The sequence below is a fragment of the Pseudomonas sp. PDM03 genome (assembly GCF_014852385.1).
In the GTDB taxonomy this organism is placed as follows: domain Bacteria; phylum Pseudomonadota; class Gammaproteobacteria; order Pseudomonadales; family Pseudomonadaceae; genus Aquipseudomonas; species Aquipseudomonas migulae.
Map to the genome: position 1 here is coordinate 1057868 of NZ_JACVBM010000001.1, position 15385 is coordinate 1073252.

Below are 15385 nucleotides of genomic sequence, written 5' to 3' on the forward strand. Positions count from 1 at the left end.
CGGTGAAATGCTTCTAACTGTGGGAGCGAGACCGGCTTGCCGGCGATAGCGGTGTGTCAGGCAAATCAATATTGACTGACCCAACGCTATCGCCGGCAAGCCGGTCTCACTCCTACAGGGGATCTACGGTGTGTCAGGTGTCTTCTTCTACGTCCAGCAGCAGGTTTTCCAGTGCTTCTTTATAGGCGCCCGGCTCCTGCCACATCCCCCGCTGCTGCGCTTCCAGCATGCGCTCCGTCATGTCGCGCAACGCATGGGGATTGTGCTCGCGGACAAAATCCCGGGTCGCCGGGTCCAGCAAATACGCATCGGCCAGCAACGCGTATTGGTGATCGTCGATCAACTGCGTCGTCGCGTCGAAGGCGAACAGGTTATCGACCGTCGCCGCCAGTTCAAACGCACCTTTGTAGCCGTGGCGCTTCACGCCGTCGATCCACTTCGGATTGGCCGCCCGCGAGCGGATCACCCGGTTCAGTTCTTCCTTCAACGTACGGATTTTCGGCAAGTCCGGTTGGCTGTGGTCGCCATGGTAACTGGCCGCCGCCGCGCCGCTGAGGCTTTCCACGGCCGCGAGCATACCGCCCTGGAACTGGTAATAGTCGTTGGAGTCGAGCAAATCATGCTCGCGGTTGTCCTGATTTTGCAGCACGGCCTGAACCTGGCTCAGGCGCTGGGCGAACTGCTCGCGGGCCGCCGTGCCTTCGTCGGCACCGCCGTAAGCGTAGCCGCCCCAGTTCAGGTAAACCTCGGCCAGGTCTTCGCGGCTCTGCCACAAACGACCATCGATTGCCCCTTGCACGCCGGCACCGTAAGCACCGGGTTTGGCGCCAAAGATGCGCCAACCGGCCTGCCGTTTGGCCGCTTCTTCATCAAGGCCCGATTGCAGCAGCGCCTCGCGTTCGGCGCGGACCTTGGCCGCCAATGGATTGAGGTCGTCCGGTTCATCCAGCGCAGCGACTGCCTGCACCGCCGCATCGAACAGGCGGATCAGATTGGCAAAGGCATCACGGAAGAATCCGGACACGCGCAAGGTCACGTCCACGCGTGGGCGGTCGAGCAGGCTCAGCGGCAGAATTTCGAAGTCATCGACCCGCTGACTGCCCGTCGCCCAGACCGGGCGCACACCCATCAGCGCCATGGCTTGCGCGATGTCGTCGCCGCCGGTGCGCATGGTCGCGGTGCCCCAGACCGACAGGCCGAGCTGACGCAGGTGATCGCCGTGGTCCTGCAAGTGCCGCTCGAGAATCAGGTTCGCCGATTGGAAACCGATGCGCCATGCGGTGGTGGTCGGCAAGTTGCGCACGTCCACCGAATAGAAATTGCGTCCGGTCGGCAGCACGTCCAGCCGCCCGCGACTCGGCGCGCCGCTGGGGCCGGCGGGGACGAAACGACCGCTGAGGGCGTCGAGCAAGCCGCGCATTTCCGACGGGCCGCAGGCGTCGAGCCGTGGCGCGACGACTTCGCGCAGGTTGTCGAGGATGGCTTGCACCTCTGACCACCCCGGACCCTGTGGGAGCGAGCCTGCTCGCGAATGCGGTGTGTCAGGCAAATCAATGTCGACTGACACTCCGCAATCGCGAGCAGGCTCGCTCCCACAGGTTTTTGGGGGGGCATTTAAAACTTGTGAGATCAGTTGAGCGGCGAACAGTTCGAGGCGTTCGCGGGTATCGCCTGCCGTGCGCCAGACTTCATCGTTGAGCGATTGCAGCTCAATTGGTCGCGGCCCAACCCAAGGCTCAGCCAACGCGCAATCCAGCGGATCAAAGCCCAACCCAAACGCCTTGGCCAACGCCCGCAACAAACTCGACTGCGCGCCACGGCCATCGCCGCGTGGAATCCGCAACAAAGCCAACAACGTGTCGATGCGCAGACGCCCGGTCGGCGACTCACCAAAGATGTGCAACCCATCGCGGATCTGCGACTCCTTCAGGTCGCACAAATACGTGTCCAGACGCGGCAGCCAGATCGCTGCATCGGCGTCGCTGTCGAGCTTCTCGTCCAGTTGCAGCTCACGGTCGATGTGCGTGTCGCGCACCAATTGCAGAATGTCGCGCTGCAATTCACGGGCGCGGCGCGGGTCAAGCAATTGCGCTTCGTAATACTCGTCGGCGAGCAGTTCGAGGTTGCGCAGCGGGCCGTAGGTTTCAGCGCGGGTCAGCGGTGGCATCAGGTGATCGATGATCACCGCTTGCGTGCGGCGCTTGGCCTGGGCGCCCTCGCCCGGGTCGTTGACGATGAACGGATAGATGTTCGGCAGCGGCCCGAGCAATGCGTCCGGCCAGCAATGCTCGGACAGTCCGACGCCTTTGCCCGGCAGCCATTCGAGGTTGCCGTGCTTGCCGACGTGGATCACGCCGTGGGCGCCGTAGGTGTTGCGCAACCAGAAATAGAACGCCAGATAACCGTGGGGCGGCACCAGGTCCGGGTCGTGATAGACCGCGCTCGGGTCCACCTGATAACCGCGCGCCGGTTGAATGCCGACGAAGGTCAGGCCGAAACGCAGGCCGGCGATCATCATTCGCCCGTCACGGAACATCGGATCGTTTTGCGCGGTGCCCCAACGTTCCAGCACTGCCTGGCGATTAGCCTTGGGCAAGGCGTTGAACATCAGGCTGTAATCATCCAGCGCCAGGCTTTGCTGGCACGGACGCTGATCGAGGGTGTCGAGATCGTTACTGACGCCGCCGAGCAATTGCTGGATCAGTTCGGTGCCGCTGCCCGGCAGTTCGGCCGGCAGCGGGTAACCTTCTTGATGCAGCGCACGCAGGATATTCAGTGCAGCGGCCGGTGTGTCGAGGCCCACGCCGTTGCCGATGCGCCCGTCGCGGGTCGGGTAGTTGGCGAGGATCAGGGCGATGCGTTTTTCGCTGTTCGGCACACGCGCCAGATCGATCCAGCGCCGCGCCAGTTCGGCGACAAAATCCATGCGTTCCGGTTGTGGTCGATAGCACACCACGTCTGACTGACTGCGCTCACTGCGCCACGCCAGGTCCTTGAAGCTGATCGGGCGACTGATGATCCGCCCGTCCAGCTCCGGCAACGCGATGTGCATCGCCAGATCACGCGGGCCAAGGCCTTGCTCGCTGGCACGCCAACCGGGTTCGTTGTCCTGGGCGCAGATGGCCTGGATCACCGGAATGTTGCGTCGAAACGGTCGCAAGTGCGGCGCTTCGGGGCTGGATTGGGCGAAGCCGGTGGTGTTGAGAATCACCGAGGCTTCGACGTCATCCAGCCAGTCCTCGACCACCGAGAGGCAGCCGGGTTCTTTGAGACTGGCCACGGCAATCGGCAAGGGATTCAACCCCGCCGCTTGCAAACGCTGGCAGAAAACATCAATGAAAGCGGTGTTCGCCGCCTGCAAATGCGAGCGGTAAAACAGCACCGCCGCCACCGGTTGATCGGCCTGCCAGTCGGCTTGCCAATCCTGCAGTGCGGCGGGGCTTTTTTGTGGGTGGTAAATCGCTGTGCGCGGCAGGGTTTGTGGTTCGGCCCACTTGTAGTCGCGCTCCAGCCAACGAGTGGCCAGGCAGCGAAACAGATCGAGCGCGTTGGCCATGCCGCCCTGACGCAAGTAATGCCAAAGCCGGTCGCGGTCTTCGACAACCACCGTGCTCAGGTCGCTGAGTTCCGGGTCCGGGCGATCATCGCCGGGCACCAGAATCAGCTGCACGCCGCGCTGTGAGAGCTCGACCAACCGCTCGACGCCGTAACGCCAATACGCAATACCGCCGTGCAGCGAGATCAGAATCACCTTGGCGTGGCGCAGCACTTCGTCGACATACAAATCGACAGAGGCGTGGTTCTGCACCTGCATCGGGTTGGCCAGACGCACGCTCGGGTAATCGTCCGGCAACTGTTGCGCGGCTTCGGCGAGCAGCGCGAGGCTGGAATCGCCGCTGCACAGGATCACCAGCTCGGCAGGGGTTTGTCCAAGGTCGGCAATGTTGTCATCCGAGACGAAACCGCCGGGCTGGGTCCTGAGCAGGTGCATGGGTTAAACGCTGAGCGCGGCGCGCAGTTGCGCTTCGAGTTGCGCGGCGTCGAGCGCCTGGCCGATCAGCACCAGACGCGTGGTGCGCGCTTCGTCGACGCCCCACTGACGGTCGAAATGCTTGTCAAAACGCGTGCCCACGCCCTGGATCAACAGGCGCATCGGCTTGTTCGGGATCGCCGCGAAACCCTTGACCCGCAGGATGCCGTGCTTGACCACCAATTGCGTCAGCGCGTCCATCAGCAGGCTTTCATCGGCTTGTGGCAGCTCGATGGAAATGGAGTCGAACGCGTCGTGATCGTGGTCGTCATGGTCATCGCCGTCGTGGTGATGATCGTGGTGGCTATGACGGCTGTCGATGTGTTCTTCGGAGCCGGCGCCGAGACCGATCAGCACGTCCAGTGGCAGGCGACCGCTGCTGGCTTCGATGACTTTGACGGCGGGCGGCAGTTCTTCGGCGACTTCCAGGCGTACGCGGGCCAGGTCTTCGGCGCTGATCAGGTCGGCCTTGTTGAGAATCACCAGGTCTGCGCTGGCCAGTTGGTCGGCGAACAGCTCGTGCAGCGGCGATTCGTGGTCCAGGTTCGGGTCGAGTTTGCGCTGGGCATCCACTTGGTCCGGGAACGCGGCGAACGTGCCGGCCGCCACGGCCGGGCTGTCGACCACGGTGATCACCGCGTCAACGGTGCAGGCGCTGCGGATTTCCGGCCACTGGAAGGCCTGGACCAAAGGTTTTGGCAGGGCCAGACCCGAAGTTTCGATCAGGATGTGATCGAGGTCGCCGCGACGGGCGACCAGTTCGCGCATCACCGGGAAGAACTCTTCCTGAACGGTGCAGCACAGGCAGCCGTTAGCCAGTTCGTAGACGCGGCCGTTGGCTTCTTCTTCGGTGCAACCGATGGAGCACTGCTTGAGGATTTCGCCGTCGATGCCCAGCTCGCCGAACTCGTTGACGATCACCGCGATGCGGCGGCCTTGTGCGTTATCGAGCATGTGCCGCAGCAAGGTGGTTTTGCCCGAGCCGAGGAAGCCGGTAACGATGGTGACGGGGAGTTTGGCCAGTGTTTTCATCGGATGCCCTTTGGCAAGGTGGCGGGCATGCGGGACGACGACCGCAGCGACAGGAGCGCGGAAGAGTTCGCCACCGGATCACCCCGCCCGGTTGTAGTGAGAATTCGTGTCGAGGCAGGTCTCCTGGCTGACGGTGTGCCTGTCGCGAGACTGGCGTTGGCTGCGCCTTCCCGCGAACCCGTTGGACAGGTTTGCAGTGGCGTGGCAGCGAACATCACCGTTCACAGTTGCGGGGGCAGCCGCGGCATCGACCGCGTTCCCTTCTTAGCTCCGGCAAACGCCGAAGAACCTCGAGTGCGCAAGGCTACGCATGGTGTGGGGGCGGGTCAATGTCTTGTGGTAGCCGCACGGGCCCCTTCGCGGGCAAGTCGGGTCGCCGCATCGCTCGCTCCTACAGAGAAATGCGATCCCCTGTAGGAGCGAGGCTTGCCCGCGAAGGGAGCGACTCGGTTCCGAGTTGAGAACCCTTGCCAATTGACGCCCAACCCCCGCCCATGCTCTCCTACACACCTTGTTACGGGTGCCCTTCACAGGGTGAAACGGGAAACCGGTGATTCATGTGCTTTACTCAAAGCCATGTCAGTCCGGTGCTGCCCCCGCAACGGTAAGCGAGCGAAGCGTCAGATCCACTGTGCCAGCAGTTCGGCATGGGAAGGTGACGCTTGCAGGTTTCGGCTGACGCCAAAGCCCCTCGTGAGCCCGGAGACCGGCCCGCAACACAAAGTGACGATTACGTTCACTGAATAACAAACCCGCGGTGGGCGGGCGCTGTTTGAATCTCTGCGAGCCCGATTCGCAGGGGTCTTCCATGCGCTCTATTCACCCGCTGACAGACCAGAGGGAAGCGCCATGTCGATCATCAGCAGCACCGGCCACACATCCGCCAGCACCACCACGACCACCCTGGCTCAACGCCTGACCGCCGCCGTCTGCGCGTCGATCCTTGGCGCGTGCCTGGTGTATTTCGCCGGTTTCTCGCACATCGAAGCGGTGCACAACGCTGCGCACGATACCCGTCACAGCTCCGCCTTCCCGTGCCATTGAGACCTGCCGACATGATCAAGCGTATTGCGCAAACCGCGGGTTTCACAGGGCTGCTGGCCGCCCTGTTGCTGACCCTGCTGCAAAGCTTCTGGGTCGCTCCGCTGATTCTGCAGGCCGAGACTTACGAAAAATCCGAGCCGGCCGCTGTTGAAGTTCATGAACACGCCGCCGGTACCGCCGCTCACACCCACGATGCAGAAGCCTGGGAGCCGGAAGACGGCTGGCAGCGCGTGCTGTCGACGACTGGCGGCAACCTGGTAGTGGCTGTCGGTTTCGCCCTGATGCTTGCGGGCCTCTACACGCTGCGCTCGCCGACCAAAACCTCGCAGGGCCTGCTCTGGGGCCTGGCCGGTTACGCGACGTTTGTACTGGCACCGACCCTCGGCCTGCCGCCGGAACTGCCGGGCACGGCAGCAGCTGACCTGGCACAACGACAAATCTGGTGGATCGGCACTGCAGCGTCCACCGCCGTCGGCATCGCGCTGATCGCTTTCAGCCGCCACTGGCTGATGAAGCTCCTGGGCGTGGCGATTCTCGCCGTCCCTCACGTGATCGGTGCACCACAACCGGAAGTGCACTCGATGCTCGCGCCGCAAGCCCTGGAAACGCAATTCAAAATCGCTTCGCAGCTGACCAACCTCGGATTCTGGCTGGCCCTGGGCCTGATCAGCGCCTGGTTGTTCCGCCGCAAAAGCGATGGCCAATACCACGCATGAGCGACACCAGCACAGCGCCGACGTTAGTGGTCGGCCTGGGCTGCCAGCGCGGCTGCCCCGTCAGCACGCTTCGGGCGTTACTCGATCAGGCATTACAGGCGCATCAAATCGGACTTCAGCAGATCACGGCGTTGGCCAGCATCGACCTGAAGCGCGACGAACCGGGCCTGATCGAGCTTGCCGCACAACTCGAATTGCCGCTGACGTACTTCAGCAGTGAAGAACTGGCCGGTTATCAACCGCAACTCAGCCACCGTTCGGAAATCGCTTTTGAGCGCACCGGCTGCTACGGCGTAGCAGAAAGCGCCGCCCTCGCCCTGGCCGAACAACTGGCCCAGGCACCGGCAAAACTACTGATCTCGCGACAAAAATACGCCCAGGCCACCCTGGCATTGGCCTGCGCTGCGTAAAATCCTCGATAATCCCCGCCTTCGATCATGAGCAATCTTCATCTGAAGCCTTGCCCAGACCCTTTTTCTGACAGGAAACGACGATGACCGTCTACTTCATTGGCGCAGGTCCCGGCGACCCGGAACTGATCACCGTCAAAGGCCAGCGACTGATTCGCAGTTGCCCGGTGATCATCTACGCCGGCTCCCTGGTGCCTGCCGCGGTACTGGAAGGCCATTGCGCCGAACAGGTGGTCAACAGCGCCGAACTGCACTTGGAACAGATCATCGAGCTGATCAAAACCGCCCATGCCAACGGCCAGGATGTGGCGCGTGTGCATTCCGGCGATCCGAGCCTGTATGGCGCGATTGGCGAGCAGATTCGTTACCTGCGCGAACTCGATATTGCGTTTGAAATCATTCCCGGTGTTACCGCGACGGCGGCGTGCGCGGCGTTGTTGGGCGCGGAGCTGACGTTGCCGGACGTGTCACAGAGCGTGATCCTGACTCGCTACGCCGACAAGACCGCGATGCCGGTCGGTGAAGAACTGGGCAGCCTGGCGCAGCATGGGGCAACCATGGCCATTCATTTGGGGGTGAATCACCTGGAGAAAATCCTGGTTGAATTGCTGCCGCATTACGGCGCGGACTGCCCGATTGCGGTGATTCACCGGGCGACCTGGCCGGATCAGGATTGGGTGGTGGGGACGATTGCGGATATTGCCGGGAAGGTTGAGGCGAAGGGGTTTCGGCGCACGGCGTTGATTCTGGTGGGTCGGGTGTTGGGCAGTGATCATTTCAGTGAGTCGTCGCTGTATCGTGCCGGGCATGCGCATTTGTATCGGCCATAGGCCCCCAATCGCGAGCAGGCTCACTCCCACAGGGGATTTGTGTCCGCCACAAATCCCCTGTGGGAGTGAGCCGGCGCCGGGCGGCGTTCCGACGATGGGGCCCATGAATTTCACCCATAAAAAAACGGCGCTCACGGGGCGCCGTTTTTCATGTCGCAGCGAACACCTTAGTAGTAGGCGTTTTCTTTCTGCGTGTGGTCAGTCACGTCACGAACACCCTTGAGCTCGGGAATGCGCTCGAGCAAGGTGCGCTCGATGCCTTCACGCAGGGTAACGTCTGCCTGGCCGCAGCCCTGGCAACCGCCGCCGAACTTCAGAACGGCGATGCCGTCATCGACCACATCGATCAGGCTGACCTGACCGCCGTGACTCGCGAGCCCCGGGTTGATCTCGGTTTGCAGGTAATAGTTGATGCGCTCGTTGATCGGGCTGTCGGCGTTGACCATCGGGACTTTGGCGTTAGGCGCCTTGATGGTCAGCTGGCCGCCCATGCGGTCGGTGGCGTAGTCGACAACCGCATCGTCCAGGAAAGCTTCGCTGAACGAGTCGATGTAAGCAGTGAAGCTTTTCAGCCCCAGCGCAGTGTCTTCGGGTTTTTCTTCGCCCGGCTTGCAATAAGCAATGCAGGTTTCGGCGTACTGGGTGCCAGGCTGGGTGATGAAGACGCGGATGCCGATGCCCGGGGTGTTCTGCTTGGAGAGCAGATCAGCCAGGTAATCGTGGGCGGCGTCGGTAATGGTAATAGCGGTCATGGAAACTCCTCGCAGGCTTGGGCGCAGTTTACGCCAATCATCGCGCCGCACAAAGTCCTAGTATTTTTGTCGGGAAAGCGCCAGCGCGCCAGGGCCCGGCGATTCGCCGTCAATCCGGGCTTTAAGCCACCGATAGCTGCATTTTGCCACCCATTCATAATTTGCCCACGACCTCAAACCAATGGTCGCGACGCACACGGCGGACACTCCACCGCCCCTGTAGGAGCCGGCTTGCTGGCGATGGCGGCGTCACATTCAACATCAATGTGATTTCAAGGACGCTATCGCCAGCAAGCCGGCTCCTACAGGGGGGGGTCGGCGTCCATAGAGACCGGCACCGGCCCGCTGTCAAAAGATCAAAGATTCTCGTAGCGGTTCATGTCCAGCACGCCCTCTTCCACCGGGTCGGTTTCGTGAACGTACCGGCTCAGGTCATGGAAGTAGAACCAGAATTGCGGATGACTGCGGCGAATCCCCCAGCGTTCGACGATTTTCTCGAAGCGATTGGCATCCTTGGCGTTTTCCATCGCCTCGACAAAGTCCGGCACCTGATCGGCAGGAATGTTGAACATGAAGTTCGGATAGCTGCTGAGCACACCCGGAAAGATCGTGAGCGTGTCTAGCCCCGGCTGATAACGCAGCGACTCACCGAGCAGGAATGCGACGTTGCTGTGCGCGAGGTTGCGCAACAGGCTATAAACCTCGCGTTTGCCGCTCGCGGCTTCGATACGCAGCATCGTCGCTTCCGGCAGTTGATCAATGACCTTCAGCCCGGCGGCGGGCCGTGAGGTCAGGCGACTCAAGGCCTGCTCGGCACTCTGCAAATCCGGGTCGATGTTCGGCCGCGAGCAATAGGCCCCGTCGCAGCGGTTGATCGGATCGGGCTTGGCATTGAGCTCGCCGTAACGGGCCAGCAGTTGCATGGAAAAGTCGCGTTTCGGGTCTTTTTCGTCGAGGTTCAGTGCCGTCGGCTTGTCGTTGTCGATGGCCTCGTAATCCAGCCACATCTTGAATTTGCCGCTGCTCTGGTACCAGTCGTCGAGATAGTCGTCGCGTGAATCGGCGGGCATCAGGCGCAGGAAATTCTGCTCGGCGCCATTACGGATCAGGTCAAAATACAGGCGCGTCTGCGCTTGATGGGAAACGTTGCCGTACACGTCGAAATTGACCGCCAACTGATAATACGTGCGCTCCAGCAACGGGAAATCGAACAGCCACATCGTTTGCGGCACATCGCCGATCAGGCCCTTGTTTACCGAGGCGCTGTCGAAATGCCGGAAGATGGTCAGCAGCGCGTTGTCATTGCCAGCCCATAAAGTCGACCAGCTCGGCGCGGGCGCGTCAGCGTAGTTGTCGCGGCGCAGCACTTCGTACTCGTTACGTTTGTCGCGATAGTCATGCCACAGGCTCAGCACGCTGCCGACATCGTCGTTCTGCCCCGGCATGGCCAGCAACGGCGTGGCCTGGCCGCGGTAGATCGGGTCGATGATGTAGAGATCATGTTCCGGCGCCTGGAACAGCGCCCAGAAGTTGTCGCGAATCACATCCGTGGCGATCTGCCCACGGCACACCGGCCCGCGGATAAACGTGCGCACGAAGTATTCGGCGTTATCGAGCATGAACTGATAGCGCGCCTGCGCCGGAATCGCCTCGAACGTGGCAAACGGATTGGCCCGGCGTTCCGGACCGTAGCCCGGCAAGGCATTGGCCTGCCAGTTGCCGTTGTAGAACAGGCTTTTGACCCGCGCCATCTTCGCCGCACTCAGCGGGTAGGTGATGTGGGTCTTCTGCACGATCACGCCCTGCACCGGCCACAAGCGGTAATACACCTGCGTGCCCGGATCGTCATTCGGGCGGCGGGTGTTGATCAGGTCAATCGGCTGGCCGGTCGGCGTGCGCGAACGCACCCACTGGAAGAAATGCCCCGGCTCACCGTCCTTGAAGTAAATGTGGGCAAGAAACCAGTGCTCGAACAACCAGCGCCCCACCAGACTCTGCCGGGCGCCCGGCGAGTTGAGCAGGTTTTCCCACTGCACCACTTGCAAGGCTTCTTTCGCCGAAGGCACCAGGCTTTGTTCATCGATCGGCGCACCCGAGGCCAGCCAGCGTTGCAGCGTCTGGTACTGCTGATCGGTCAGGCCGGTGACCGCCAGTGGCATGCCTTCCTTCGGATGAGCCCCCGCGTAACCGTCGAACTCGGCCGGCATCGCGCACATGTTTTCACGATTGAGGCCCAGGACGATGTCTTCCGGCAATTTGGCATTGGGCGTCAGCGGCGTTTTGTGACCCAGCTCCAGCATCCGCGCCATCAACGCGGCCTGGCTGCCCTGGGCGTCAAGTACGGGGTAGAAGCCTTTTTGCTGCCAGGCATGCTTGCCGAAGGCGTCATAAAACAGCCGCGTCGGTGCGGCCGCCTGGCTGCGTTCGCCGTCGTAGACCGGGACTTTCGACGCACCGCGCGCCGCGCCTTCGCCGCTGCCCAGGTTGAGCTGACAGGCGGCGTCATTGCAGGCATGGCAGGCCACGCACTTTTCGGTGAAGATCGGTTGGATGTCGCGGGTGTAGGAAATGGCAGCGGAAGACGCCAGACCCTGCGCCACGGCGCCCCAGCTTAAGAACAGCAATACGCTGCTGATGACGACGCGATACGACATGTCCCTGTTTCCGATCCTTGAAAAAACGCAGCGATTCTACCGGGACAGCGCGCCGACCAACATGAGCGATATTCATGCAATTCCCCGACATGCTCTAAAACCGCACAGGTTTGCTATGATCCCGCCCCTTCGTCATGGTCTTTCCGAGTAGTCCCAATGTCCGATCGCAGTGTTCGCCTTCAAGCCCTCAAGCACGCCCTCAAAGAGCGCATTCTGATTCTCGATGGCGGCATGGGCACGATGATCCAGAGCTACAAGCTCGAGGAACAGGATTACCGTGGTAAACGCTTTGCCGACTGGCCAAGCGATGTCAAAGGCAACAACGACCTGTTGGTGCTGACGCGCCCGGACGTGATCGGTGGCATCGAAAAAGCCTACCTGGATGCCGGCGCTGACATTCTGGAAACCAACACCTTCAACGCCACGCGGATTTCCATGGCCGACTACGGCATGGAAGAACTGGCCTACGAACTGAACGTAGAAGGCGCTCGCCTGGCCCGCAAGATCGCCGATGCGAAGACCCTCGAGAACCCGGACAAGCCGCGCTTCGTCGCCGGCGTGCTCGGCCCGACCAGCCGCACCTGCTCGCTGTCCCCGGACGTGAACAACCCCGGCTATCGCAACGTGACCTTCGATGAACTGGTGGAAAACTACACCGAGGCCACCAAAGGCCTGATCGAAGGCGGCGCCGACCTGATCCTGATCGAAACCATTTTCGACACCCTGAACGCCAAAGCCGCGATCTTCGCCGTGCAAGGGGTGTTCGAAGAGTTGGGCATCGAACTGCCGATCATGATTTCCGGCACCATCACCGACGCCTCCGGCCGTACCCTTTCCGGCCAGACTACCGAAGCGTTCTGGAACTCCGTGGCCCACGCCAAACCGATTTCGGTCGGCCTGAACTGCGCCCTCGGCGCCAGCGAACTGCGTCCGTACCTGGAAGAGCTGTCGAACAAGGCCGGCACCCACGTTTCGGCGCACCCGAACGCCGGCCTGCCGAACGAATTCGGCGAGTACGACGAACTGCCGTCGCAAACCGCCAAGGTCATCGAAGAATTCGCCCAAAGCGGCTTCCTCAACATCGTCGGTGGTTGCTGCGGCACCACGCCGGGCCATATCGAAGCCATCGCCAAAGCCGTGGCCGGTTATGCACCGCGTGAAATCCCGGACATTGCGAAGGCCTGCCGCCTCTCCGGCCTGGAGCCGTTCACCATCGATCGCAGCTCGTTGTTCGTCAACGTCGGCGAGCGCACCAACATCACCGGTTCGGCCAAATTCGCCCGCCTGATCCGTGAAGACAATTACACCGAAGCCCTGGAAGTCGCCCTGCAGCAGGTCGAAGCCGGCGCCCAGGTGATCGACATCAACATGGACGAAGGGATGCTCGATTCGAAGAAGGCCATGGTGACCTTCCTCAATCTGATTGCCGGCGAACCGGACATCTCCCGCGTGCCGATCATGATCGACTCCTCGAAGTGGGAAGTGATCGAAGCCGGCCTGAAATGCATCCAGGGCAAGGGCATCGTCAACTCGATCAGCATGAAAGAAGGCGTCGAGCAGTTCATCCATCACGCCAAGCTGTGCAAGCGCTACGGCGCTGCAGTCGTCGTGATGGCGTTCGACGAAGCTGGCCAGGCCGACACCGAAGCGCGCAAGAAAGAGATCTGCAAACGCTCCTACGACATTCTGGTCAACGAAGTCGGCTTCCCGCCGGAAGACATCATCTTCGACCCGAACATCTTCGCCGTGGCCACCGGTATCGAAGAACACAACAACTACGCTGTGGACTTCATCAACGCCTGTGCCTACATCCGTGACGAACTGCCGTACGCCCTGACTTCGGGCGGCGTGTCGAACGTGTCGTTCTCGTTCCGTGGCAACAACCCGGTGCGCGAGGCGATTCACTCGGTGTTCCTGCTGTACGCGATCCGCAACGGCCTGACCATGGGCATCGTCAACGCCGGCCAACTGGAGATCTACGACCAGATCCCGGTGGAATTGCGCGACGCCGTCGAAGACGTGATCCTCAACCGCACCCCGGAAGGCACCGACGCCCTCCTCGCCATCGCCGACAAGTACAAGGGCGACGGCAGCGTCAAGGAAGCCGAGACCGAAGAGTGGCGCGGCTGGGAGGTCAACAAACGTCTTGAGCACGCACTGGTCAAGGGCATCACCACGCACATCGTCGAAGACACCGAAGAATCGCGTCAGTCGTTCGCCCGCCCGATCGAAGTGATCGAAGGCCCGCTGATGTCCGGCATGAACATCGTCGGCGACCTGTTCGGCGCCGGCAAAATGTTCCTGCCGCAGGTGGTGAAATCCGCCCGCGTAATGAAGCAGGCCGTGGCCCACTTGATCCCGTTCATCGAACTGGAAAAAGGCGACAAGCCAGAAGCCAAGGGCAAGATCCTGATGGCAACGGTGAAAGGCGACGTGCACGACATCGGCAAGAACATTGTCGGCGTGGTGCTCGGCTGTAACGGCTACGACATCGTCGACCTCGGCGTGATGGTGCCGGCCGAGAAGATCCTGCAAGTGGCCAAAGAGCAGAAGTGCGACATCATCGGCCTGTCCGGCCTGATCACGCCGTCGCTGGATGAAATGGTCCACGTCGCCCGCGAAATGCAGCGCCAGGATTTCCACCTGCCGTTGATGATCGGCGGCGCGACCACCTCCAAGGCACACACGGCGGTGAAGATCGAGCCCAAGTACAGCAACGACGCAGTGATCTACGTGACCGACGCTTCCCGCGCCGTGGGCGTGGCGACGCAGTTGCTGTCCAAGGAATTGAAGGCCGGTTTCGTCGAGAAGACCCGCCTGGAATACATCGACGTTCGCGAACGCACTGCCAACCGCAGCGCCCGCACCGAACGCCTGAGCTATCCGGCGGCCATCGCCAAGAAGCCGCAGTTCGACTGGAGCACCTACGCGCCGGTCAAACCGACGTTCACCGGATCCAAAGTGCTGGACAACATCGACCTCAAAGTCCTGGCCGAATACATCGACTGGACGCCGTTCTTCATCTCCTGGGACCTGGCCGGCAAGTTCCCGCGCATCCTCACGGACGAAGTGGTCGGTGAAGCCGCCACCGCGCTGTACGCCGATGCCCAGGAAATGCTTGCCAAACTGATCGACGAGAAACTGATCAGCGCCCGCGCAGTGTTCGGCTTCTGGCCAGCCAATCAGGTGCGTGACGACGACATCGAAGTCTACGGCGATGACGGCAAGCCCCTGGCCAAGCTGCATCATCTGCGCCAGCAGATCATCAAGACCGACGGCAAGCCGAACTTCTCCCTGGCCGACTTCGTTGCACCGAAGGACAGCGAAATCACCGACTACGTGGGTGGCTTCATCACCACCGCCGGCATCGGCGCCGAGGAAGTGGCCAAGGCGTATCAGGACGCCGGCGACGATTACAACTCGATCATGGTCAAGGCCCTGGCCGACCGTCTGGCCGAGGCGTGCGCCGAATGGCTGCACCAGCAGGTTCGTAAGGATTACTGGGGTTATGCCAAGGACGAGACGCTGGACAACGAGGCGCTGATCAAAGAGCAATACACCGGCATCCGCCCTGCTCCGGGCTACCCGGCATGCCCCGATCACACAGAGAAAAGCACGCTTTTTGCCTTGCTTGACCCTGAAGCGAGCGAAATGAAAGCGGGCCGCAGCGGCGTGTTCCTCACCGAACACTACGCGATGTTCCCGGCGGCGGCGGTCAGCGGCTGGTACTTCGCTCACCCGCAGGCGCAGTACTTCGCAGTGGGCAAGATCGACAAGGATCAGGTGCAGAGCTACACCTCGCGTAAAGGTCAGGAGTTGAGCGTGACCGAACGCTGGTTGGCGCCGAACCTGGGTTACGACAACTGATCCAGTGAGCTCTGGAGTCGACCCTGTCGACTCCAGAGTGTTGCCGATCG

The 15385-nt window shown here is 61.7% G+C and carries 9 protein-coding genes and 2 riboswitches; of the genes, 5 read left to right on the forward strand and 4 right to left on the reverse strand.

Annotated features, from left to right (window positions below; translation table 11 throughout):
• Positions 1-133: 133 nt before the first annotated feature.
• Both cobN and cobW read right to left on the reverse strand, forming a co-directional pair.
• Positions 134-3991, reverse strand: a complete 3858-nt coding sequence (gene cobN, locus IB254_RS04735) for a cobaltochelatase subunit CobN (protein WP_192416588.1) — start codon at positions 3989-3991, stop codon at positions 134-136.
• Between the two features lie 3 nt (positions 3992-3994).
• Positions 3995-5062 carry a cobalamin biosynthesis protein CobW gene (gene cobW, locus IB254_RS04740; RefSeq protein ID WP_192416589.1) on the reverse strand — a complete coding sequence of 356 codons (1068 nt, stop codon included), beginning with the start codon at positions 5060-5062 and terminating at the stop codon, positions 3995-3997.
• Positions 5063-5157: 95 nt separating this feature from the next.
• Positions 5158-5370: riboswitch (cobalamin riboswitch) on the reverse strand.
• 193 nt (positions 5371-5563) lie between these two features.
• Positions 5564-5792, forward strand: a riboswitch (cobalamin riboswitch).
• A gap of 119 nt (positions 5793-5911) precedes the next feature.
• Between cobW and IB254_RS04745 the strand changes: the two genes are divergently transcribed.
• The 4 genes from IB254_RS04745 (at position 5912) to cobM (ending at position 8062) form a co-directional block, all read left to right on the forward strand.
• Positions 5912-6106 carry a CbtB domain-containing protein gene (locus tag IB254_RS04745; RefSeq protein WP_192416590.1) on the forward strand — a complete coding sequence of 65 codons (195 nt, stop codon included), beginning with the start codon at positions 5912-5914 and terminating at the stop codon, positions 6104-6106.
• 11 nt (positions 6107-6117) lie between these two features.
• Positions 6118-6822, forward strand: coding sequence for a CbtA family protein (locus IB254_RS04750; RefSeq protein WP_192416591.1), 705 nt, complete (start codon positions 6118-6120; stop codon positions 6820-6822).
• A complete protein-coding gene (locus IB254_RS04755; protein WP_192416592.1) occupies positions 6819-7232 on the forward strand; it encodes a cobalamin biosynthesis protein in 414 nt (137 codons plus the stop codon). Before IB254_RS04750 ends, IB254_RS04755 begins: the two co-directional genes overlap by 4 nt.
• A gap of 83 nt (positions 7233-7315) precedes the next feature.
• Entirely contained in the window at positions 7316-8062 is a 747-nt protein-coding gene (gene cobM, locus IB254_RS04760) for a precorrin-4 C(11)-methyltransferase (protein WP_192416593.1), read from the forward strand.
• 167 nt (positions 8063-8229) lie between these two features.
• Here cobM and nfuA read toward each other — a convergent pair whose 3' ends face one another.
• Both nfuA and IB254_RS04770 read right to left on the reverse strand, forming a co-directional pair.
• The gene (nfuA, locus tag IB254_RS04765) at positions 8230-8814 is read right to left on the reverse strand and encodes a Fe-S biogenesis protein NfuA (RefSeq protein WP_008035804.1); all 585 of its coding nucleotides are present in this window, start codon (positions 8812-8814) and stop codon (positions 8230-8232) included.
• A 356-nt stretch (positions 8815-9170) separates the two neighbouring features.
• On the reverse strand, positions 9171-11468 hold the full coding sequence (locus IB254_RS04770; RefSeq protein ID WP_192416594.1) for a fatty acid cis/trans isomerase: 2298 nt from the start codon (positions 11466-11468) through the stop codon (positions 9171-9173).
• Between the two features lie 156 nt (positions 11469-11624).
• Here IB254_RS04770 and metH point away from each other — a divergent pair, with 156 nt between their 5' ends.
• The gene (gene metH / locus IB254_RS04775) at positions 11625-15335 is read left to right on the forward strand and encodes a methionine synthase (protein ID WP_192416595.1); all 3711 of its coding nucleotides are present in this window, start codon (positions 11625-11627) and stop codon (positions 15333-15335) included.
• The last annotated feature ends 50 nt before the right edge of the window (positions 15336-15385 follow it).